16 protein-coding genes and 1 pseudogene are annotated in these 23557 nt (G+C 43.0%); 13 read left to right on the forward strand and 4 right to left on the reverse strand.

From position 1 onward, the window contains the following. Positions 1–130: 130 nt before the first annotated feature. A complete protein-coding gene (locus tag IEY18_RS03915) occupies positions 131–1591 on the reverse strand; it encodes an aminoacyl-histidine dipeptidase (RefSeq protein WP_188918043.1) in 1461 nt (486 codons plus the stop codon). A gap of 197 nt (positions 1592–1788) precedes the next feature. Between IEY18_RS03915 and IEY18_RS03920 the strand changes: the two genes are divergently transcribed. The 4 genes from IEY18_RS03920 (at position 1789) to IEY18_RS03935 (ending at position 7729) form a co-directional block, all read left to right on the forward strand. After that, complete coding sequence (locus tag IEY18_RS03920; RefSeq protein WP_188918044.1) at positions 1789–3336, forward strand: M17 family metallopeptidase; 1548 nt, start codon at positions 1789–1791, stop codon at positions 3334–3336. 490 nt (positions 3337–3826) lie between these two features. After that, positions 3827–5116: an NCS2 family permease gene (locus IEY18_RS03925; protein WP_188918046.1), complete on the forward strand. Its 1290-nt coding sequence runs from the start codon at positions 3827–3829 to the stop codon at positions 5114–5116. A gap of 214 nt (positions 5117–5330) precedes the next feature. Further along, on the forward strand, positions 5331–6443 hold the full coding sequence (gene proB / locus IEY18_RS03930) for a glutamate 5-kinase (protein ID WP_188918048.1): 1113 nt from the start codon (positions 5331–5333) through the stop codon (positions 6441–6443). Then, positions 6440–7729, forward strand: coding sequence for a glutamate-5-semialdehyde dehydrogenase (locus IEY18_RS03935; RefSeq protein WP_188918050.1), 1290 nt, complete (start codon positions 6440–6442; stop codon positions 7727–7729). Before proB ends, IEY18_RS03935 begins: the two co-directional genes overlap by 4 nt. Positions 7730–7873: 144 nt before the next feature. On the opposite strand, the gene IEY18_RS03940 is transcribed toward IEY18_RS03935, so the two are convergent. The 3 genes from IEY18_RS03940 to IEY18_RS03950 form a co-directional block, all read right to left on the reverse strand. After that, positions 7874–8200: a hypothetical protein gene (locus tag IEY18_RS03940; protein WP_188918052.1), complete on the reverse strand. Its 327-nt coding sequence runs from the start codon at positions 8198–8200 to the stop codon at positions 7874–7876. Between the two features lie 119 nt (positions 8201–8319). After that, the gene (ybaK, locus tag IEY18_RS03945) at positions 8320–8781 is read right to left on the reverse strand and encodes a Cys-tRNA(Pro) deacylase (protein ID WP_188918054.1); all 462 of its coding nucleotides are present in this window, start codon (positions 8779–8781) and stop codon (positions 8320–8322) included. Continuing rightward, complete coding sequence (locus tag IEY18_RS03950) at positions 8778–9731, reverse strand: DMT family transporter (RefSeq protein WP_188918056.1); 954 nt, start codon at positions 9729–9731, stop codon at positions 8778–8780. The genes ybaK and IEY18_RS03950 overlap by 4 nt, the downstream gene beginning before the upstream one ends. 412 nt (positions 9732–10143) lie before the next feature. Here IEY18_RS03950 and dnaK point away from each other — a divergent pair, with 412 nt between their 5' ends. The 9 genes and pseudogenes from dnaK to IEY18_RS03980 all read left to right on the forward strand — a co-directional run bounded on the left by dnaK (position 10144) and on the right by IEY18_RS03980 (position 23508). Beyond that, a complete protein-coding gene (gene dnaK, locus IEY18_RS03955; protein ID WP_188918058.1) occupies positions 10144–12069 on the forward strand; it encodes a molecular chaperone DnaK in 1926 nt (641 codons plus the stop codon). 88 nt (positions 12070–12157) lie between these two features. Next, positions 12158–13288 (forward strand): molecular chaperone DnaJ, encoded by a 1131-nt coding sequence (gene dnaJ, locus IEY18_RS03960; protein ID WP_188918060.1) that lies wholly within the window; start codon positions 12158–12160, stop codon positions 13286–13288. 433 nt (positions 13289–13721) lie between these two features. Next, positions 13722–14024: a hypothetical protein gene (locus IEY18_RS17380; RefSeq protein WP_229779726.1), complete on the forward strand. Its 303-nt coding sequence runs from the start codon at positions 13722–13724 to the stop codon at positions 14022–14024. 584 nt (positions 14025–14608) lie between these two features. Continuing rightward, positions 14609–14854: a hypothetical protein gene (locus IEY18_RS17385; protein ID WP_229779727.1), complete on the forward strand. Its 246-nt coding sequence runs from the start codon at positions 14609–14611 to the stop codon at positions 14852–14854. Between the two features lie 69 nt (positions 14855–14923). Next, complete coding sequence (locus IEY18_RS17390; protein WP_229779728.1) at positions 14924–15124, forward strand: hypothetical protein; 201 nt, start codon at positions 14924–14926, stop codon at positions 15122–15124. A 745-nt stretch (positions 15125–15869) separates the two neighbouring features. Beyond that, entirely contained in the window at positions 15870–20315 is a 4446-nt protein-coding gene (locus IEY18_RS03970) for a hypothetical protein (RefSeq protein WP_188918062.1), read from the forward strand. A gap of 10 nt (positions 20316–20325) precedes the next feature. Next, positions 20326–21819, forward strand: a complete 1494-nt coding sequence (locus IEY18_RS03975) for a metallophosphoesterase (protein WP_188918065.1) — start codon at positions 20326–20328, stop codon at positions 21817–21819. A gap of 483 nt (positions 21820–22302) precedes the next feature. After that, a pseudogene (locus IEY18_RS17505) lies at positions 22303–22554 on the forward strand (integrase core domain-containing protein); the annotation flags it as partial. 156 nt (positions 22555–22710) lie between these two features. Further along, a complete protein-coding gene (locus IEY18_RS03980) occupies positions 22711–23508 on the forward strand; it encodes a M48 family metallopeptidase (protein ID WP_188918067.1) in 798 nt (265 codons plus the stop codon). The last annotated feature ends 49 nt before the right edge of the window (positions 23509–23557 follow it).

Consider the following 23557-nt stretch of genomic DNA (forward strand, 5'->3'; position numbering starts at 1 on the left):
GAAAGTGATTATAAATAAAGCAACTAAAGATGCAATTTAAATGCTTTATTTGGGGCGGTTTTGTGATCTTGATGGCTGTTGCAATAAAAAAGCGCCTTATAGGCGCTTTTAGTGGTAGATAGTTGTAGAACTAGTCTTTCGTTGGAATACGCTCAAGCACGGCTAGCAGCAATTTCCAGTATTGATCGACGGTTTCAATCAAGACTTTTTCATCCGGGCTATGGGGGAAGCGAATCGTTGGGCCTATTGAAACCATGTCCATGTCTGGGTACGGTTTTTTAAACAGACCACACTCTAGTCCAGCATGGATAACCATGATTGTTGGCTCTTTGTGGTAAATGGCTTCATAGGTCTCTTTGACGATAGCCATCACCGGTGATGTGCTATCGGGTTTCCAGCCTGGATATGCGCCACTAAACTCAATATCCGCACCGGCAAGGTTGGTGATGGCATTGAGTACGGTTTCAACTTCTTGACGACCTGAATCTAATAAAGAACGAATTAAACATAGGATGTTTACCGATTCAGCTTCAGTACTGATAACGCCAACATTAAGTGATGTTTCTGTTACCCCTTCAATTTCATCGCTCATGCGAGTAACGCCGTTTGGGCAAGCATGCAACAGTTCGATCAAAGTCTGCTGTGTTTCTTCACTCATCACTTGGGTTGCTGCTGGCACTTCTTCCAGTGTGAGGACCATATCAGGATCTGCGATGGCGAGTTCTTCGCGAACGAGCGCTTGGAAGTCTTGAATCAATTGCTGCAGACGATCGACATTTTCCGTAGGGATCATAAAGCTAACGCTTGCCTCCCTTGGGATGGCGTTGCGTAAAGAACCACCGGTAAAGTTTGTCAACTCCAAAGCGAGTTCTTCTTCATGGTTGAAAAGGAAACGAGCCAACAGTTTATTGGCGTTTCCGCGACCGAGGTGGATATTTACCCCTGAATGACCGCCTTTTAATCCGGATAGTGACAATGTAAACGTGGGGTTGGTAGGCTCCGGTGCTTGCCAAACCATAGGCAGGGTTATTTGTGCATCAACTCCACCCGCACAACCCATATATATTTCACCTTCTTGCTCAGAGTCGGTATTGATCAAAATATCCGCCTCTAACATGCCAGCTTCTAAGCCAAAGGCACCCGTCATTCCAGCTTCTTCATCTATGGTCAGTAATACTTCAAGAGGGCCGTGTTTGATATCGTCTGCGCCCAATATGGCTAGGGCTGAGGCCATGCCTATGCCGTTGTCTGCCCCTAATGTCGTGCCTGACGCTTTAACCCACTCACCATCAATGACAGGTTGAATTGGGTCGGTCAAAAAGTCATGATTTTTGTCAGCATTTTTTTGCGGAACCATATCAATATGTGCTTGGATGACCACAACCTTTCGATCTTCCATCCCTGGCGTCGCTGGCTTTTGGATAATTAAGTTGCCAACCTTGTCTTCGACAACTTTTAGCTGTTTTTCTTTTGCCCAATCTTGAATAAATGAGCTCAGTGCTTGCTCATGCTTTGAAGGGTGCGGAATAGCGCATATTTGTTCAAACCATTGCCATAAAGGCTGTGGCTGTAGTTGGCTTAACGTGGTCACGTTAGACTCCTAATTATTATTTAAATATTGCTGTGATTTAGCTGAATACGAACTGGCGCTAGTCTAGCATAAATGCAGTAGCGGCCGTAAATCCTTACCGACAAAACGACGGTCTACAAAGCATTTGCCAAGGCCGAGTATTCGGCGAATAATGCATAGGATAAACGCCGCAACATCATGAATAAAAAGGAACCGGTATGGGGCTAGTAAATTTTGTAGATGTAACCTCTGAAGAAGCGATCTTTGAAGGGCATGGTTGGGATGCAGTATTGGTGATTACTGAAGATCTAAAGCGGTTAGATATTGACGAAATCAAAATGTTGGCAGCCCACGGAGCTGATATCGATAATCGAGTCGGCCGACTGCCGACATTATTGTTTGCGCCAGGACTTGCAGGCGGACGGTTAATTATCGCGCCCGTTATAAACGCTGAAGATGACTATGCAGATGTGCGGATTTTTGCCAAAGCCATGCGGCAAGGGATTCAAGTTGCTAAGGAAGCAGGAGCGAAAAAACCTTTGGTGATTCTCAACCAAAGCCTACAGCGGAAATATCAGCAAGCGCTAGAGGTTGCAGGTTTAGCAATTGGTCAAGAGTTATGGCAGGCGCTTGAATTGCGCGAGGCTAAGCAATTAGGAGCACAGTTAGATGCAGTTGGTTTGCTGGTTAAGCAGCAAACAAGCGACTTATTGAATGCTCTTGAAAGTGGTCGAAACTTAGCGCGTGATTTATGTGGCACAGAGCCTGAACGAATGTCTGCACCAGCATTTGCCGACTATTGTGTAAGCGCACTGGAAAATAGCGGTTTGATAGTTGAAGTCATTGAAAGCCGCTGCGAACTCGAACGAGACTACCCATTACTTAGCGCTGTGGCGCGCAGTTCATTTGCTGTTTCTCGTCATCAACCACGGGTTGTCAATATCGAATACGTTCCCGATGGGGAAGTGACGCAAACTTTTCTTTTTGCTGGGAAAGGTGTGGTTTATGACACCGGTGGTGCAGATTTAAAAGTTGGCGGCGCGATGGCAGGGATGAGTCGAGATAAGGGCGGCGCAGCTGCTGTCGCCGGATTAATGAAAACCTTGTCTCTCCTTAAGCCCAAAGGTATTCGCGTGATCGCGCAACTAGGTTTGGTGCGCAATAGTATTGGCAGTGAGGCGTTCGTAACCGATGAAATCATTGCCAGCCACGCAGGTTGCCGAGTCCGCATTGGCAATACTGATGCTGAGGGGCGATTAGTTTTGGCTGACCTACTGTCTCATTTACGTGCCAAGGCAGTGAAAGCTGTTAAGCCGCAGCTGTTCTCGGTGGCGACATTGACGGGCCATGTCGTTCGTGCGTACGGCGGTTACACCGCTTTGGTTGAAAATTCGGTTGCGAAGCGTGAAAAGGTAGCTGAAGAATTACAGCAAGTCGGCCAAACATGGGGCGAGCCACTTGAAGTTTCGAGTTTACGGCCCGATGATTTTGATAAAATTGTTGACCCATCAGGTGCAGCAGATGTTCTCTCATCTAATAATGCGCCGTCTTCGATTACGGCGAGGGGTCATCAATTCCCTGCTGCGTTCTTATTAGTCGCGTCTGGCCTCGATCAGCATGGTCTTCAGTCTAAGACACCGTTGCCTTATACCCATGTGGATATTGCAGGCAGTGCTACGGAAGGGCATCCTCAGTATGGTAGCCCGACTGCAGCCCCCCTCGTAGGCCTATATCAATATATGGATGCGATGGCTAAAAAGGCATAGTGGCATAAGGTTCGATTGATAAGCTGAATCGCATCGGATTGAATCATGGCCAAGCACCTTATGGTTTCCATAGGTGGTTGGCCTTTTCCTCTCTTTTATTTTTCCTTTTGAAAAAATTCTTCTGCTTTTACTTTGTTCTTGCGTCAACAAGGTGCTTCTCAGTTTTATTGGGTGCGTATGAGATGTAATTGTTCTCATATAAAGATAGATTTTTTTATATTAAGAGCTGTTAATTTAGTTTTTGTCGGGGTGATCAATTTTTAAGAGGTTTTATCTGTGAATCGTCGCAATTCTCAAGATTCTTCTCTCAGCTAGCTAGCCTCAAACTAGCAAAATCTCTATACTCTGCCGCAAATATAACCTTTGACGGTTATAGAAAAGGCGACTGTTTTATGCTAACTCATTGTTTTTGTTGTGGGTTGGCACCATTCAAGAACGCCTCTGTACCTACATTCCAAATAATATTATTAAAATCAAGGAACCTTGTTCCATGTTAGAAAAAATTTTTAAACTGAAAGAACATCAAACAAGCTTGAAACAAGAAGTTGTCGCGGGGATCACGACCTTCTTGACCATGGCTTATATTATTTTTGTTAACCCATCAATGCTCAAACTAGCCGGAATGGATCATGGCGCAGTATTCGTTGCAACTTGTTTAGCTGCAGCAATCGGTTGTTTGATCATGGGCTTCATTGCCAACTACCCAATCGCTTTAGCGCCGGGAATGGGGCTAAATGCCTTCTTCACGTTTACCGTTGTTGGTGATATGGGTTATAGCTGGGAAACTGCGCTGGGTGCGGTTTTCATGTCTGGTATCTGCTTCTTAATTTTGTCTTTGGTAAAAATCAGAGAATGGATTGTGAACAGCATCCCCATGTCCTTAAGACTCGGGATTGCAGCGGGTATCGGTTTATTCCTAGCGTTAATTGGTCTGAAAAGTGCGGGCATAGTCGTAGCTAGCCCTGCAACGCTTGTGACTATGGGGGATATCACTTCATTCCCGGCTGTTATGTCAGCACTTGGCTTCTTCCTTATTATTGCAATGGCGCACCGCGGTATGAAGTCTGCAGTATTAATGAGCATTTTGATCATTACTGCACTTGGTCTGTTATTCGGTGGCGTTGAATATCAAGGTATTGTTTCTGCACCGCCATCAGTGATGCCAACATTCATGAAAATGGATCTCTCAAGTGTGTTTGAAATCAGCATGATTTCAGTCATCTTTGCATTCCTTTTCGTTGACCTTTTCGACACCTCTGGCACTTTGGTTGCTGTTGCACAACGTGGTGGCCTACTTGACTCAAAAGGTCGTCTACCTCGCCTTGGCCGCGCATTAAGCGCTGACAGTACGGCTACAATTGCTGGTGCCATGTTAGGTACATCAACAACGACAAGTTACATTGAAAGTACTGCCGGTGTTGCTGCTGGTGGTCGTACTGGTCTTACTGCCGTTGTCGTTGGTATTTTGTTCCTTGCGTCATTGTTCTTTGCACCGCTTGCTGGAATGGTGCCTGCGTATGCAACTGCGGGTACGATGTTCTATGTAGCAATGTTAATGATGTCTGGCCTTGTTCTAGTCGATTGGGATGATATTACAGAGGCTGCACCTGTAGTGGTTGTGTCTATCCTAATGCCGCTCACCTTCTCAATTGCAACCGGTATTGGTCTTGGTTTTATCGCATACCTTGCAATTAAGCTACTGTGTGGTCGCTTTAAAGACTTAAACCTTGGTGTTGTTGCAATCGCATTGCTGTTTGTTGGTAAGTTCTTATTTGCATAAGTTGATTGAGAGTAAGCACTCTTAGTTCATTGCGCTTATTCTTAGCGATTGCATAAAAAATTATGGAAAGCCCTTCATAACGCTGTTGTGCAGGGCTTTTTTTGCATAATCATTAATAATTTTGTAGTTAGCTTGCTGTTTACTATTTGCCTATATCATTTCAGCAGTAGATTCGGTATAAAAATAGCCTATTCATTGTAAAGGCAGACCGAAGTTGAAGCAGATAGCCTATCGCCGTGTGGTGGTAAAATTGGGAACCAGTGTATTAACTTCTGGAAGTAATCAGTTAGATAAAGCACATATGGTTGAGTTGGCAAGGCAGATGGCTATGCTGATGAAGTCAGGTGTTGAAGTTGTGTTGTGTACGTCTGGTGCAATTGCCGCTGGGCGAGAGCATTTACGCTTCCCTGGATTGCCCGACACGATGGCAAATAAACAGGTGTTGGCTGCTGTCGGGCAAAGTCAGCTGATTCTTGCTTGGGCTCAGTTATTCAGTATTTACGGTTTGCATGTCGGGCAATTGCTATTAACTCGCGCTGATTTACATGACCGTGAGCGTTACCTTAATGCTCGCGATACGCTTAGTGCTCTTCTGGCGCAAAACATTATTCCAATTATTAATGAAAACGACGCCGTGGCCACGAACGAAATTAAAGTGGGCGACAATGACAATTTGTCCGCACGAGCCGCACTACTCAGCGATGCAGACTTACTCATTTTATTGACCGATCAAAAAGGTTTGTTTGATGCCGACCCACGTCAAAACCCGAATGCGAAATTAATTACCGAAGTGGTGAACATTGACGATAGTTTACGTCGTCTTGCTGGGGGATCGGGGACCGCTTTGGGTACCGGCGGCATGGCGACCAAGCTCGAGGCTGCCGATGTTGCACGACGGGCAGGCGTGGATGTCATTATTGCGTCGGGTCATCACCAAAGTGTCATTACCAAGGCCACCAGTGGTCAACCCGTTGGCACCTTATTTAAAGCGACTAAAAATCCGCTGGAGAGTCGGAAACAGTGGATCCTAGCCGGCCCGGCAGCAAGAGGTAAGCTAGTGTTGGATGATGGTGCGGTCACTGCGGTGACTCAAAAGGGGCGCAGCTTACTATCAAAAGGTGTCGTTAAAGTGGTTGGCGACTTTGAGCGGGGTGAGACCCTTCAACTTGTGGATAAGAGCGGCCGAGTTGTGGCGCGAGGAATGGCTCGCTATAACGCTGCTGCGGCGAAGCAAATTGCAGGTCATCACTCTGATGACATCGAAAAATTAATTGGATATGACTATGGCGATGCTGTTGTGCATCGTAACGATATGGTGGTGTTATGAAAGAGCAGCAAACAGCAGCCTTATTAGAGGCGTTAGGGAGTCAAGCACAGCAAGCGAGTTATCAGTTGGCAAGCTTGAGTTCACAACAAAAAAATAGATTGTTAAAAGCGATTGCCGCGGCACTCACAGAAAACAGCGATACTATTTTAGCGGCAAATCAAGAAGACATTTCTCAAGCAAAAGAGAATGGCCTGACCCCAGCTTTGATTGATCGTTTATTATTGGATGCCCCGAGACTCAAAGCTATCATTGCCGATATTGACAACGTTATTGCTTTAGCTGATCCCATTGGTAAAGAGTTTGACAACCAACTGCTCGATACCGGCTTGCGCCTTTCAAAACGAGCAGTTCCTCTCGGTGTCATCGGTGTAATTTACGAAGCACGGCCGAATGTCACAGTGGATATTGCAACGTTGGCTCTAAAAACAGGCAATGCGGTGATTTTACGGGGTGGTAAAGAAACGCTGAATTCGAATCGCGTACTTTGTCAGGTGATCCGTCAAGCATTGACCTCTCTGGATGTTGATGCAAACGCAGTGCAGTTAATTGATAACCCTGATCGTAGCATTGTGTCAGGACTACTCAGACTCGACCAATACGTTGATATGATAGTGCCGCGTGGTGGCCAGCATTTACAGCGACTTTGCGCTGAACAATCGAGTATTCCAGTGATTCTGGGTGGTATTGGAATTTGTCATCTTTATGTGGATGAACATGCGGATTTAGAAAAGTCTATTGACGTGATCGCGAATGCCAAAGTACAGCGCCCAACGGTCTGCAATGCGCTGGATACGCTTTTGGTTCATCGCTTGGTCGCAGAAGAGTTTATCCCACGTATCTGCCAGCATTTACATACCTTAGGTGTGCGCTTTGTGGGCTGCCAACAGGTTCTGGATATTGTTGATGCGCAATCTGAATTGTCGCAGGTGATTGATATGCAATTGGTGCAAGAGGGTGACTACGATCAGGAATGGTTAGGGCTTACACTTGGGATTAGAGTGGTAGAGACTATCGATACAGCTATTTGCCATATTCGTCGTCATTCTAGCGGTCATTCAGAAGCAATATTGACCGATAGTGTCCACAAAGCAAGCCACTTTATGAATCAAGTCGATTCGTCAGCCGTATATGTTAATGCGAGCACCCGCTTTACCGATGGTGGACAGTTTGGCCTCGGAGCTGAAGTGGCGGTTAGTACACAGAAGCTGCATGCGCGAGGCCCAATGGGACTTGAAGCGTTGACTACATATAAGTGGTTAGCGTGGGGCGACTATACAAGTCGTTAACCGTCGCTTTGGATATATTTCGCTTGCAAATTAAAAAGGTCATTCGTAAAGAATGACCTTTTTTGTGACGTTAAATGTGTAACCTTTTACTGTGTTGGTACGAGCGTTAGCTTTATGTAGAGCTGAACTGCAGCAAAACTGCTACTAGAAGGGTATGGATTGATTTTGGTAACTAATAATCGAAAATACCCAAATGGCTAGAAAGACAATACACATTAAAGCCGCGAAGCTTCGTACAACAACTATATAATCTTGAATGTAGTAGAAAAATTTGATGCGAACGGCTTTGGTTAACGCGACTGCAGGAAGTAAAAAGCATAAATAAAGCATCACGACCATATGGGTGTAACTATTGCCGATAAATGATTCGCTAATTACAAGTCCACAACCAATGATAGCTGCTGCGATAGACAACTTTTTAAGCGCGGGGGGCTCTGCCCTCGTTGAAAACTGATATTGGTGCTTTTCCATAAGACACTATCCTTAGTGGCACTTCATCTTCAGGATCTTCTTGATCCGTCTATTTATGTATAACGCGTCTCTGAGATTTGAGCAAATTAAATTCAATCACTTGAAAGAATTGAAACAGGTCATCCGAGCCATTGGGCCTGACAAGCTTGTATCAAATGCCGCGGAGCCAAGCACAGTTGAAGGCCGCGCTGCCCCCCACTGACGTAGATGGTTTCAAACTGTTTTGCGCTTTGATCTAAATAAGTTGCCAGCTTTTTCTTTTGGCCGATTGGACTAATACCGCCGACCAAATACCCCGTGGATTTTTGTGCTAAATGGGGAGCGGCCAGTTGGAGCTTTTTAACTTGTAAGGTTTTGGCGAATTGTTTTAGATTCAGCTGTTCGGTCACCGGAACAAGAGCAACGGCAATGGGCGCAGATTGAAGATCGACTGAGACAAGCAAGGTTTTAAACACTTGTGCAGGATTAAGCCCAAGGGCTTGGGCTGCGTTCGCACCATAGTCACCGTCATGCTTGACCGGATACTCCAAGGTCTCATATTGAATATTGAGCTGCTGAAGTGTACGTATTGCAGGGGTCACGGCTCCAATTCCTCTTCTGAACCTTTAAGGCTTTTTGTGTGGTTTTTCTTCGTGCCAGCGGTGAGGCGGGGTAACAGCTTTTGCAGCACTAAACCGAGTAATATCAGTCCTAATCCAACATAAGTCGTTGAGGCAATGGGCTCTTTCAATATCCAGCTTATAAAACCGATAGAGAGGACTGGTGACAAAAACACAAGTGTGCTTATGTTGGCGGTTCGCGGCGTTAGTTTGAGGGCCATTAACCACAGGACAAAAGTAATTCCCATTTCAAATAAACCTACATATATTCCGGCAGCAAGCGCACTGATATTGAGACTGGGTAATTGGTCAAATACGAGGAGAGCACTCGTAATAAAGGGGAGGCCGACAAGAAAACTAAGCAAAAGGCTAGCGACCGGATCACCCTGATCTTTCGTATTGATGATCCAGTATAAACACCAAATTACCGTACTCGATAGAATTAAGGTTAAACCTAAAGGGCTTTCGATGCTGATGTTGGCAACTTGGCCCTGAGTCGCAATAACCACCACACCGAAGTATGCGACCACAGCAGAAATAACATCCGAAATCTTCAGCGCCTGTTTGAGTAGCGGCACACTCAATAAGGGGAGTAAAATGGCCCAAGTATAGTTAAGTGACAACGCTTGCTGTGCGGGTAGCAAGTCATACGCTTTAAATAATACCAAATAATATAAGAAGGGATTGAGTAAACCCGTTTGTAAATAAAAGAGAGGGCGATGTCGCCACTGTCGAACAATTAGATGTAGTTTTCTTTGGTAACCGAGAATACAACCTAATGCAGTAATTGAAGACAAAACGGCAACAAAGACCAGCTGTAAAGGACTGAGGTGGCTGAGTGCAATTTTAAATGCCGTGGCGACAGTTGACCAACAAAACACTGCGGCTAATCCAAATAAAATGGCTTGTTGGGAACGAGTAAGCTTGCTCAATTTGTCTCTGTTGCTCCTTTGTTTTATAGGGTTGTGGATTCTATCTATCGTAATTTTCTTTGCAATTCGGCCAGCAATATGGGCTTTGTCCTTGCGGGCTACGAAAGAGCTATGAACGCATATTTTTACGATCCCACCACACAAACCTCGCGCGAAGCAGGCCCGAATTTCAATGGGGTCACTCTATAGTGTTGTCTGTCACTCAAAATGTAAAAAAGAATCCACAATTTTTTTAGCAGATCCCTTGTATTTGTTTTCGCTGTCCCAATATAGAGGGGTAAGGACGATATCGGTCGAATATGCATCGCAACTTTAAGGTTATTTTTTTAGTACCAGAGTTGAAAAACAGCTGCATACCCCCATATCGACAACATATGACAAATTTAGATAGTTAAAGTTTTTGGAGGACCCCATGGGTAAAATTATTGGTATCGATTTAGGTACAACTAACTCTTGTGTAGCTGTGCTTGACGGTGATACAGCACGTGTTCTAGAAAATGCTGAGGGCGATCGTACAACGCCATCTATTATCGCGTATACCGAAGACGAAACTCTTGTGGGTCAACCAGCAAAGCGTCAGTCTGTGACTAACCCTACGAACACTTTCTTCGCGATCAAGCGTTTGATCGGTCGTCGCTTTAAAGATGACGAAGTTCAGCGTGATGTCGATATCATGCCATTCAACATCATCGGCGCTGACAATGGTGATGCGTGGGTTGAGTCTCGTGGCAACAAAATGGCGCCACCACAGGTTTCTGCTGAAATCTTGAAAAAGATGAAGAAAACTGCTGAAGATTTCCTTGGTGAAGAAGTAACAGAAGCGGTAATTACCGTGCCTGCATACTTTAACGATTCACAACGTCAAGCAACGAAAGATGCGGGGCGTATTGCTGGTCTAGAAGTGAAGCGTATTATCAACGAACCAACTGCAGCAGCACTTGCTTATGGTATTGATAAGAAGCAAGGTGACAACATTGTTGCTGTTTATGACTTAGGTGGTGGTACATTCGATATCTCTATCATTGAGATCGACAGTGTTGAAGGCGAGCAAACGTTCGAAGTTCTTGCAACCAATGGTGATACTCACCTCGGTGGTGAAGACTTTGATAACCGCATGATTAACTACCTTGCGGATGAGTTCAAAAAAGACCAAGGTCTAGACCTTCGTAACGATCCACTAGCGATGCAGCGTCTTAAAGAAGCCGCAGAAAAAGCGAAGATCGAACTTTCTAGCACGACACAAACCGAAGTGAACCTGCCATACATCACCGCCGATGCAACAGGTCCTAAGCACTTAGTGGTTAAAATTACCCGTGCCAAGCTTGAGTCACTGGTAGAAGATTTGATTATGCGCTCTCTAGAGCCATTAAAAGTTGCACTAGCAGATGCAGACCTTTCAGTTTCAGACATCAATGATGTGATTCTGGTTGGTGGTCAAACACGTATGCCTAAAGTACAAGAAGAAGTTGCACAATTCTTCGGTCAAGAGCCACGTAAAGACGTGAACCCTGATGAAGCCGTAGCGGTTGGCGCAGCAATTCAGGCAGGCGTACTTGCTGGTGATGTGAAAGATGTACTGTTACTAGACGTGACTCCTCTATCTCTTGGTATTGAAACCATGGGTAGCGTGATGACGAAGCTGATTGAGAAAAACACCACTATCCCAACGAAAGCACAGCAAGTGTTCTCTACTGCGGATGACAATCAAGCGGCAGTAACTATTCACGTACTTCAAGGTGAGCGTAAGCAAGCGGCAGCTAACAAATCTCTAGGTCAATTTAACCTAGAAGGTATCGAACCAGCACCGCGTGGTATGCCACAAATTGAAGTGATGTTCGACATTGATGCTGACGGTATCTTGCATGTATCTGCGACGGATAAGAAAACCGGTAAAGAGCAGAAGATCACCATTAAAGCTTCTTCTGGTCTAAGCGATGAAGAAGTCGAGCAAATGGTACGCGATGCAGAAGCACATGCTGATGAAGACGCGAAGTTTGAAGAGCTAGTTCAAGCGCGTAACCAAGCTGATGGCATGGTTCACGCTACGAAGAAGCAAATTGAAGAAGCGGGTGAAGAATTACCTGCCGAAGATAAAGAAAAAATTGAAACTGCAATGGCTTCTGTAGAAGAAGCAATTAAAGGCAGCGACAAAGAAGCAATTGAAAAAGCGAGTCAAGAGCTGATGGAAGCTTCTGCTAAGCTAATGGAAATTGCCCAAGCGAAAGCCCAAGCTCAGCAAGCACAAGGTGCACCAGAAGGTGAAGCCCAAGCAACTGATGCGGCCGCTGACGATGTTGTTGATGCTGAGTTTGAAGAAGTAAAAGACGACAAAAAATAATTTTTAAATAAGTTATTTAAGTCAGGCGGGCGTTAGGGTTAATCCTTAACGCCCGTTCGTACAACTCCAGCTGAGAAAGCGTGAGATTATGTCAAAGCGAGATTATTACGAAGTACTAGGTGTTGGTCGCGATGCCAGTGAACGTGAAATTAAGAAAGCTTACAAGCGATTAGCAATGAAGTTTCACCCAGATAGAAACCCTGGGGATGCCAAAGCTGAAGCAAGCTTTAAAGAAGTGAAAGAAGCCTACGAAATTCTAACCGATGGCGATAAAAAAGCAGCCTACGACCAGTTTGGTCACGCGGGTGTGGATCCAAATCGTCAAGGTGGATTTGGTGGTGGGCAGGGTGACTTCGGCGATATTTTTGGTGACGTGTTTGGCGATATCTTTGGTGGCGGTCGTCGCGGTGGCGGTCAACGTCAGGCGGCTCGTGGTAGTGACTTACGTTATAACCTTGAACTGTCTTTGGAAGAAGCAGTCCGTGGCCTGACAAAAGAAATCCGTATTCCGACATTAGCAAGTTGTGACTCTTGTAATGGCAGTGGCGCAAAGAAAGGTACACAAGCAACCACTTGTGGCACCTGTCATGGTCAAGGCCAAGTGCAAATGCGCCAAGGTTTTTTCGCAGTGCAACAAGCCTGTCCGACCTGTCATGGTCGCGGTAAGATCATTAAAGACCCATGTAACAAGTGTCATGGTGAAGGTCGCGTTGAAAAGAGCAAAACGCTCTCGGTTAAGATCCCTGCAGGTGTCGATACCGGTGACCGTATCCGTTTGTCTGGTGAAGGTGAAGCCGGTGAATTCGGCGCGCCAGCGGGTGACTTATATGTACAGGTGAGTGTTCGCGAACACGCAATCTTTGTGCGTGATGGCAACAATTTGTACTGTGAAGTGCCGATTTCATTCAGTAAAGCTGCGCTAGGTGGCGAGATTGAAGTGCCGACTTTGGATGGCAAAGTTAGCCTGAAGATCCCTACAGAGACCCAAACCGGTCGCATGTTCCGCTTACGTGGTAAAGGCGTGAAGTCTGTCCGTAGTCATGCCGTGGGCGATTTGATGTGTAAGGTGGTGATGGAAACACCAGTAAATCTGAACGAGCGTCAAAAAGAGCTACTCAGAGAGTTTGAAAGCACAGTGAATGAGTCTAAGAAACATAGCCCAAAAGCTGATGGTTTCTTTGATGGTGTGAAAAAGTTCTTCCAAGACTTAAATAGTTAATAGGATTGCTGTAAAGCAGTGATTGGTATGACTGATAGAATCCGATGGGCTGAAAAGTTCATCGGATTTTTTGTGGCTTTTCAATTCACATGTTTTGCTGTGCCTTTACTTTTCCCACTTTTGTTAGTGCCCCGAGTAACCCATGTTTATTGGTTAAACCTATCTCTTATAGTTAATTACTTCTACGCGGATGGACTTATAGCTAAATTGGCCTTTCTGTGATTTTACTTTGCACCCTTGAAACGAATTCATTTCGCTCGAAAATTCGGTAAGGCAATTATTTTCGACTGGTCAGCTTTCTGGCAGCGTGGCTTTGTTGTGAGGGATATGTCTTAAATTGGTTAGATTGTCGTCATTAAAGTTATCTTCATCATCAATTAATAGCGCTGAAACTAAGGAGGGTCATCAGACTTAGGCTTGGTGGGTCGCTCAAATGAAAATAAAACATAAGATCATGGGGTTGACAGGTTTGTCTATTTTGGCACTGATTGTCATCGTCGCAATTACGGAAATTAGTAACCTTCGGCTAATCAAGTTAGAAAAAACACTTATTGAGGTAAAGTCGTTAGACCTTTCTATGGTAAGCCTTAACCGAATAGAACTTGAATTTATAGATGAAAAGAGCTTATCTAAAAAAGATTATTTTGCCGCTGAGTACAAGCAGTTTAGCACTCTTATCGAAGCACCGCGCGGCGATCATTCCGAGCTCGGAATTGAAATTCGTGAACTCCCCTAGATCCATAAACTTATCAGCCAGTACCAGTTTGACTTCCAAGAATTAGTTGGAAAATTTGGGCAAGATCCTGAGCATGACCAAGAGTTGAAGGCGGAACTCAAAACGCTATTCAAAGACTTCATCGCAATTTTTATCAATATAGAAAAACATTTAGAAGTTGAAGTAGAGCACGCTCAAGACAACATTAGCCAATTTATATTGATACCCATAGTGTTAGTGGCGCTGCTACTGGTCTTTCTTACTTCATCAGTAAAAGCATCAAGAGCAATATTCTTTATTTGAATAGTTTAAAGAATGAGATTGCGCAGCAACATGATTTGTCCCTTAGAGCTAAAACCGATGGTAACAACGAAATTGCCGATATTGCATCTTTGTTTAATAAATTGCTGAGCAGTATTTCCGGATTTATAGGGAGGTTCAAACTTCTGCGAATGAATTAAGCGTAGCGTCGATTCAATTGCAGCAAAGAAGTGCTGATGCAGAAGAAGCACTAAACCAGCAACAAACAGAAACGGATAGTGTCACCACGGCGGTTACCCTGATGGGCCAAACCATAAGAGAAGGTTACATCAACGACAGAGCGTGTGACGTTCAAAACACAAAATAGCCATGATGTTGCTGCGCAAGGACTTGAGGAAATCGTGAAGACTGAAGCCACAATTACAGATCTATCGAATGACTTGGTTGTCGCTAGCGAAGAAGTGGGCCGGCTTGCTAGTTTGTCAGAGCAGATCAGTAAGGTACTGGAGATGATTAAAGGTGTCGCTGAACAGGCACGCGGATTTGCTGGCGTTGCCGATGAAGTGAGAACATTGGTAGGGCGCACCTAAAATTCAACAGAGGAGATCGCAAGTATTATTTTGTCGGTGCAAGAACAGACAAAAATGGTTATGAGTATCATGGAAAGTTGTAGTTCGAAAGGGGAGAGTACTGTTGCATCATCGGTTGAAGCACACACTAAAATTCAACTCATTATAAACGAAATGCAGCACATACTCGACAGTAGTGTTCAATTTGATGCAGCCGTCGAGCAACAAAGTACAGTTTCTGATGAAATCTCAAGAAACATTATCGGTGATAAGCTATTTGACCATGGTTAACGTTTCCGCAGTCTCGGTAAACACTCAATCAGCAACCGTTGTCGTGCAGCACTCAAAAGGTCTAACTGAGGCCATTTCTAAGTTTAAGACCTAGGAAATAGGCGCAGGCGGTACTTGCTGCGCCCACACCAGAATGGAAGTGTGTTTTCCACCCATACCCGATCAAAAGGGAAACAACAGCTTTTCCCTTTTGGCCCCCAAGCCGCCTCGAGCGAAGCTGTGTTCCTCGGTTTCTTTCTGAAATCAGTGCTCCTTCTATTTGCCATCCATGCCTCGCTCTCGCGATTGCAGCCGTCAACCTTCGGCAACTTCTATGGGAGGCTGTGCAGTATTCCGAAGGCATTATAGTGTTCAAAGGTGCCAAAGACTGAGTCGAAGAAGTAGTGACGGTTTAACTCCTGAGTGCACCACTCTCTCACAAGAATACCTGTTTCATTCCTTCGAGCCTGACAGCTGCCTGTCTAAAGCAGAGGGCATTTCTCGGACTTAAGTCGATGGCTACCTCCATTTGGTTGATCTGAACGCAATTTGCAAATTGACTGAAGGCAGGTTGGTGGAACTTAAAGCTGGTACAAGACGAGAAAAAACACAGGGTCAACGCCGCCCAAATGTCGCAAAAAAAAATATTGCAATTGATTTCTTCAAGAAAGGAGGTATGTTGTTCATAAATCGAGCTGGCAGTGAGTAAATATTTATTGTGGCTTCATAGGGAAGTGGGAAATTGGCTTTAAGGAAGGCGTAAATTTTGCAAAAATTGTTTAATGAAAGCATTGGTGTCATACGCTTCGCAAGAGAAATAAGCGAGTCTTCATGGCTCAATTATAGTGATGAGTTTGAAAAAGCCTTATGCAAATCTACAAACACTAGCTTAGATTTTTCTTCCGTAAGATGGGGGGACACTATACCATTACTCGCCATATCACAGTTGTGCTATAAAGAGTTTATCAATAGAGAGAAGAAGCTCTCACTAATAATAAATACAAATGACTTAGATCACCAAGTTTCAACATTTAATACTTTTCTTTCTCGTCACGGATTCTTAGACATCTTCGAAAAGTCCTGTTTTTTCTATGATGGGAACTGCCACATTTCAATTGGAAACTTGAAAAACCAAATATCGAGAATAAATGTTAAGCTAAAATTTAATAAAGCTGAGTGCATCCCGGCTACACAGTTAACCTGTCATGAACTAACTGAAAGCGATATTGCTGAACAAGTAAACCTCATGGTTGATGCAGCAGCAAATGAAGTCGCAACAAAAATCCCATCAAGCCATATATATGAAAAAGATTACGCACTTCAGAAGTTGAGAACCGTACTAGCAGAACTGATAGAGAACAGCTGTGCATATGCCTATTCAAGACAAGATTTAGCCGGTTGTGTTAGTGTGTTTGCGCGAGTTAGGTTTTCATACGGTGTATCCGATAAAAGAAATGAGGCTCAAGACCAAGAGCGAAACTGCATACTCATTAATAAGTGGGAAAGATTTCGCTTAGGAGAAAATGGAGTCTGGATAGAGCTTTTTGTATTAGACAGTGGAGCAGGACTCTTATCAAATATAGATAACTGGACAACAGAATGGAATGATGAGGCTCAACTACTAGAGCAGATAATTAAATCCAGTAAGTACCCTTTGAGAAGTTTGATGGGCAATGTATTTAGTGGTGGTTATTCTAGCTCCAGAAGGAATAATGAGAAAACCTTCATTACAGGTTTGCAATTGATATACCAAACTCTAAGCTCAAGACCTAGTGCAATTGATGGGACAGGGGATTTTATACGCTTAATAACCGGAAATGAAGTTATTTCTGGACATTTGCCACTACCTAAACAGCATGGGATTGGAGGAGTATACCAAGCAAAAAAAACACCTGATGGTACATACTATCACTGCGGTATAGGCATATCTCCAGAAAAGTTTTCACTACCAGATTACTTTCATAAACCAGATGAAAAAATGATTGACTCCATCAAGAAGGACTTTAGCGGGAAACCTGCAATCGGTTTGAATAATGTCAAGGTTGTTGACATTAGGCATCTTAAAGAAGAGGGTAACTATACTGAAAGCGCAAAAAGGCCATCAAGAAACAGTATTCCTGATGGACTAAAGCACATTGTCTGGTTACCCTCTGAGTCTGTCAATAAACATGACATAAAATCTTGGTTAGAACTTTCCCTTTCGAAATCAATTTTTTCTATAACAATTGCAGACATTCCCATTCATAGGGCTAGCTATTTTGACTATCTTATTATAAATGAAAGGTTTTATGGTGATTTAATTGGTTCTGGGCTTAATGTTTATCTTATAACTAGAGATTGGAGAGTAGTTCACTATTTACCTTACAAAGACAAAGCTAAAGTTGTATTTAAATATAGTGATAACGAAAAATACAAGAGAATGAATCTTGCTAATTTAAATAAAAGCCTGCGAGAAACTGATTCTAAAATATTTTGGAGTAAAATAGGTCAGGCCTTTTTGAATGAGTCGGTACTATGGGAAAAAAGGAACGGCGAAGACGATATTGTTATCCAAGGATATATTGACTTTGGTCGTGCAACGAGTAATCGGTATATACACAAAATTATTAAGGCATCTTTTGAAAGAGCATTGCCTCTTTGGCAATATGATGATGAAAACTTTGATTTTGTGACAACTGATGAACTGGTAAAATCATTCGCTAGTGACTTAAAGCTTCAAACTGAGCTTAGGCATTACCCTAGTATAAATGATAGCTCTAGTAGATATAAAAAAAATGTTGTATTAGTTGGAAGTGTCAAAGTTACTGGCGAAACCAATACTCATATAAAAACTATAGCAGCTAGCCAAAGAACAGTGAACATGATGGATGAAATATATGTTTTAGTTCATCCATCCATTCCTATTAACAAGCCATATATGAGACTGCTAAACTGGTCTGAAAAATTTAAACCAGAAGTAAATCCTAAATATGAGCGTATAGAGTCAACTCCATTTGTCAAAAAGGGAGGAATCAAATCCTATAATATAATTTCAAGATCGCACTCCCCTGCACAACTCATGTACTCTGAATTTGCCAAAGGCTTCATGAAGCTTGGGCATTGGGATTACTCTGGTTCGCATGATCTACTTACAGTTAACCTGTCAAGAGTTGTAACATTGAGCCATCAATCAGTTAGTTGGGTTGCTGCAATGTTAACTGAACTACATGACAAAGATAAAGCTAATATACTAGTCTATATATCTCACGCAGTTACTGAGAAACTATTCCATATTCTAGGTGACCGGTTTGAGCACACATTGTCAAAGTACCAGAGTTTTCCTCTTCAGCGTGTTAATTCTGGCATATCACAACAGAGTTTTTTTTCTCCTCTTGTTTTAGAGGATATCGAAAGGTGCGTAGAAACAAATTGTAATGCTTCTCTGGGAAAAAAGGTTAATATTGTTGTTGTTGATGATGCAATTGTTTCAGGAAAAACCTTAAGAGATGCCGAGGAAGTACTAAAGTTTAATAGTAAATGCGAAATAACATCTTTGGTCATTGTTGATAGAAGTGGTTATCCCAGTAGCAAGGGAATGAATGATTATTATGAAAGCCATCGCGCCTATTGGCGCTGGGACGTCCCTTCAATGGGCAGCCGTGCCCACTGTCCAATGTGCTCATGTTTGAATACAGCTAAGATCTTTCAGCAAGTAATCCTAGACTCAGTACTACAAAAACGAATCGACGAATGGATAAAAATGTGGAGCGCTAGGAAAGTCGTCGACCAAGGCTGGGATGTAGATGTATATGAGCCAATACCATTAGACCCTCCCCGTAAAATGACTTTCGGTAGGCACTACAAAGAAAAAAGTGGAGTAGAGTTTGATCATAAGTATTCGACTACACTAACAGCTATGTCTATCGAAATAAGCCGCTCTACTCTCAGAGTTGACTTCCCTATTCAAAAATTCGTCTACGGCAATAGCCTACAGGATGACATATGCAACTCTGCAAAGTTAGAAGTAATATGTTGTCACCTTTTGATACTTGGCGATGCAATCCCATTGACGAAGCAAGTTGAATACTATGAGTGCTTGTTAGACTTACTTTGGAATGAAATTACGGTTAGCCCTTCATCCTCATTAGCAGGAATTACATTATTTTATGCTGAAGATGTCGTATTGCCGCTGATATGGGAGCGCGTTAAAGAGAACATATCAATAAGAGGTTGCCTTAACTTTGATACGATGTTGGCCTCAGCTTATATTGCTAACCGGCTTTTAGAGACGGGTTTCCTTTCTGAGAAATCATTTCGTGTTGATGATATATCTAGTCCCCAGCAAGTAGAAGCATTTACTTTTCTTGAACTTGTTCTTACAGGAAAAGAGCGAGGAGCAAAGTTAAGCTTAGAACTGTCAGAATTCTTTAAAGTCTGTGGTGTTGGCCCGTCAGTAAGTCATGAGGGTCTGATAGATAAAATTCTAAATCCCAAAGGGAAGAAAATTGATGGGTGTAGCTTTATCAATCAATTTAAAGAATGCATGTCAACACTTAGTGATGTTTTAGCGTACCTAAAAGAGTTCAAGTTTATCGATAGAGGCCAACATGATATCTGCTTTAGCAATATAAAGCAGTTATTAGAATATTCAACTTCACAAAAAGTTTATTCTGCAACGACGATAAGAAAAATCAGTGACCGTCTATCTGCAAGTGGACTCATTCCTAGAATGTGGGATGCTATAATTATTGAAGCCCACAAGGTAGAGGAATTCTTGTATGAGACTGTTGCAAAGTTTGACAAGGCTAAAAGTGGAATAATAGATAGCAAAATTAACTCTGGTAGAATGCATGAAAAATGGCATGATACTCATATGCCGGAAGTATACATTAGTGAACTACAAATAGATCCTGATTCTGCACCACGTTTCATGTTCCTATCCCCGACAAGAGAACTGATATACGACCGGATATGTAATTCCATTTATGCAAAAGACGGTATTACCGATGAGATGGGACAACCTTGCACACAGATAATTAGAGCTCAGATAACAAAAGATAATCTAAGAATTGAGCTAATAAACAAAGTTAAATTTGGTAAGAAATTCGAACTTCTTGCAAAGCCATATGAGGTTTTACACGATGTAATGGGAGGACAGAGGTCTCCTTCATTCACTAGCGATGAATACTCATATATTATTGACATACCACCTGTAAATAATCACTTTGGTTGAGGGTTAATTGATGAAAATACTTGTCATTGATGATGAGCATGAGAACCGTAAGCCTGTTTACCAGAACCTGGAAGATGACTGGGGCTTTGACAATATAAGTATTAACTATCTAACAGAAGAGCGCGTAAAAAAAATTGATAGTGAAAACCTCGATGAATACGATCTTATTCTCCTAGATATCGTTTTTGAAAAATGGAATATAGATAGTAGATATGCAGCAGAAAGAATAAGAAAAGTCAGTCAGACCATTCCCATTGTATTAATAACTGGTTACTGGGCTGCAACAAACTCTAAATACATTAGAGATTTATCAACAGCCTTTGATACCGAGAAGGTTCCTATTCAGTTTACTGATCTAATGACAGACGCACAAAAAGAACAAGCTAAAAACTCTGATGATAGCTGCAGTCTCAATATATCCGATGTGGATACATACCAAGATATTGCAAGAATACTCTATGCCATAAGTGTTGACAGCACTACGAAAGTTAGCCTAGGAAAAGAATCCGAAGATAGCGTTTGGATTATGCACATTTCAGATCTCCAGCTAGGTGGCAACACAGTCCCTCAGTTTTTAGCTGAGATCGATGCAATAAAGAAAGCTGTCCGTAGACAAATAGGCAGCTTTCCAGACTTTGTTGCAGTAACAGGGGATATTTCAGAGTCAGGTTGCCCCAAGGAATATGAAGTAGCAGGTGAGTGGTTAAAAAGATTATGCCAGTCATTCAAGTGGATAGAACCTTACGAACGGCTTTTAATGGTTCCGGGAAATCATGATGTATTTTTGCCGCAACTAGCAGTTCAAAAAGCAAGATTTATCAGCAAAAGGGAAGCTAAAAAGGAACAGATAGAACCAGGAATAAACTACTGTGAAAAAACTTTAGATCACGATTGGTCTACGCATTTGGCACTTTATAACTATAAAAACTTTAGCGATAAAATCACAGGCAGGAATATATATGAGTCTCGTGATGATCTTTGTTGGGTTGATAAGAATTACTCTGGTTTGGGCTGTGTATTTGTCGGATTAAACTCTGTCTCAGCAGTAAGTTATGAGCAGCCATTTATAGGCCTACCAGTCCAAAGCAGCTATATGGAGCTACGGGATGAGTTGAGCAAACTCGAAGATACCGAAGGACTGTTTACAATCTGCCTAGCTCATCATCCTAAAATTAAAGAATCACCTTTATATAGTGCGTTTTCGGCTGGATATCCTGGACCAAACCTACTATTAAGTGGCCATATGCACAAACATGACGTAGTTCAAGGAAACAATCAGCTTAACATTACTACTACCACTGTTTCTCTCGAATCAAAAGATAGGTGGGAAGATGTACCAAGGGGGTTTACGCTGATTGAGCTGGTGCGCAGCGAAGGGAAAGTTAGTAGCGTTAGAGTTATTCCATTTGAAAAAACATCAAGGTGGAAAATTGATTTTGAGGAGCTATACGATTTGCGTAGAAACAAGGATGGCAATTTAGATTTTTTTAAGTCTGACAATTAGAGTAACTTTCATAGCGCACAATTTTTGTTATTGCTAACGTTTCAAGTTAATAATGGCATTTTGAGACGAGGCTGTCGCAATAGGTGTTCATCTTATCATCCTTGAGGGCTTTGAGCTGCTTTAATCAGACCGGATACTTCAATAAAGGAATATAATCCCTGATATTGAGGTGACTATGACAAAAATCAAAACTTACAACTAATGAATTCAAACAAGAAGCAGTGGCATTGGTGACAACGCAAGGGTATAGCGTGGCTAAGGCCGCTGTTTCTTTCGTCATTACTTATTTGACTCAGTGACCGTGCTACAAAACTTTGCAACTGAATGGCTTTGGGTTTATAACAATGAACGACCAAACATGGTTCCAACAAGGGGCTATCGCCGTTAGAGTATGAGCGTCAGTATTTTAATGAGGCTAAAAGTAGTCTAGTGAAGTAGTGGCGATTCAAGACGCTCTCAGAATACGAGTAAAAGTACCGAAACCTGTTAGGCAGCTATGGCATCAGAACTAGTTTGGTCGATGTTGGTGCGTGTTGGGATAATGCTGTTGTAGAAAGGTTCTTTGGCAGTTTAAAGCATGACTGATTGTTGAAAGTGCCACCAACGACAAGAGAAAATATGAGAAATGATGTCGTAGCCTATATGTGATATTATAGGTTAGATCGGCTTCATGCCGTGAACATCGACATGTCGCCGACTAATAGTGAAACTTCCTTACGAAAAGTGTCCGGTTTAATTAGAGCAAAACAGCGAATCTTAGGGGAAATCTGGGTCTACACAATACCTAGAAGAGCTCATTCTAGTATTATTGAACCACGCGTCAATCGGTGAACTGTAACCCCCATTTATGTTATAAATTCCCCATTGATAGAAGCATTTAAAGGTTATCCTATGAAAAAAATACTCATTGTCGCGTCAGCGTTGATGTTAACTGCGTGTGTTTCAACAAAGTCGCCTACTGGCCGTGGGCAGATGTTGCTTTACTCAGCAGATCAAATGCAGCAGATGGGCGGGCAATCGTTTGCAGAAATGAAGAAGCAGCAAACTGTCAGTCAAAACTCCAAGACGAATGCATATGTGTCTTGTGTGGCTAACCGTATCACGAATGCGCTACCCGAGAAAAAGTCTTGGGAAGTCGTCGTCTTTGAATCCAATCAGGTCAATGCCTTTGCGCTGCCCGGTGGTCATATCGGAGTGTATACCGGTTTATTACAAGTTGCTGAGAATGAAGACCAGCTTGCGGCAGTCATTGGCCATGAAGTCGCGCATGTATTGGCGCGTCATGGTAATGAAAAAGTATCGCGAGCTCAGATTTCGGGTTTAGGAATTCAATTGGCCGATGCAGCATTGGGGGCGAGTGGTGTGTCGAACAAAGATCTTTATATGCAAGCACTCGGTTTAGGCGTGAATCTTGGGTATGTATTACCGTATGGTCGAGACCAAGAAACGGAAGCCGATGAAGTGGGGATCGAGTTGATGGCAAAAGCCGGCTTTGACCCGTCCATGAGCATCGAACTGTGGCGAAATATGTCAAAAGCTGGTGGCGATCAGGGACCCGAAATTTTATCGACTCACCCGTCGCACTCATCGCGCATTAGCAATTTGGACAAACTTCAAGCGAAAGTGATGCCCCTTTACCTGCAAGCCCGTAAAGCTGGCATGAAATCTTGCCAACTTGAGAAAAAGTAACGAGTTTGGGTGGTTGTTGCCCTTTTAACTAGATGCTGGTTTAGACTAT

The sequence above is a fragment of the Shewanella gelidii genome (genome assembly GCF_014647855.1).
Classification (GTDB): domain Bacteria; phylum Pseudomonadota; class Gammaproteobacteria; order Enterobacterales; family Shewanellaceae; genus Shewanella; species Shewanella gelidii.

Coding starts and splice junctions, on each gene's coding strand:
- IEY18_RS03975 (WP_188918065.1), top strand. CDS start 20,326: ATGAAAATACTTGTCATTGATGATGAGCATGAGAACCGTAAGCCTGTT.
- IEY18_RS17380 (WP_229779726.1), top strand. CDS start 13,722: ATGAAAATAAAACATAAGATCATGGGGTTGACAGGTTTGTCTATTTTG.
- IEY18_RS03940 (WP_188918052.1), bottom strand. CDS start 8,200: ATGGAAAAGCACCAATATCAGTTTTCAACGAGGGCAGAGCCCCCCGCG.
- dnaJ (WP_188918060.1), top strand. CDS start 12,158: ATGTCAAAGCGAGATTATTACGAAGTACTAGGTGTTGGTCGCGATGCC.
- IEY18_RS03980 (WP_188918067.1), top strand. CDS start 22,711: ATGAAAAAAATACTCATTGTCGCGTCAGCGTTGATGTTAACTGCGTGT.
- IEY18_RS03920 (WP_188918044.1), top strand. CDS start 1,789: ATGGGGCTAGTAAATTTTGTAGATGTAACCTCTGAAGAAGCGATCTTT.
- IEY18_RS17390 (WP_229779728.1), top strand. CDS start 14,924: ATGGAAAGTTGTAGTTCGAAAGGGGAGAGTACTGTTGCATCATCGGTT.
- IEY18_RS03935 (WP_188918050.1), top strand. CDS start 6,440: ATGAAAGAGCAGCAAACAGCAGCCTTATTAGAGGCGTTAGGGAGTCAA.
- IEY18_RS03925 (WP_188918046.1), top strand. CDS start 3,827: ATGTTAGAAAAAATTTTTAAACTGAAAGAACATCAAACAAGCTTGAAA.
- dnaK (WP_188918058.1), top strand. CDS start 10,144: ATGGGTAAAATTATTGGTATCGATTTAGGTACAACTAACTCTTGTGTA.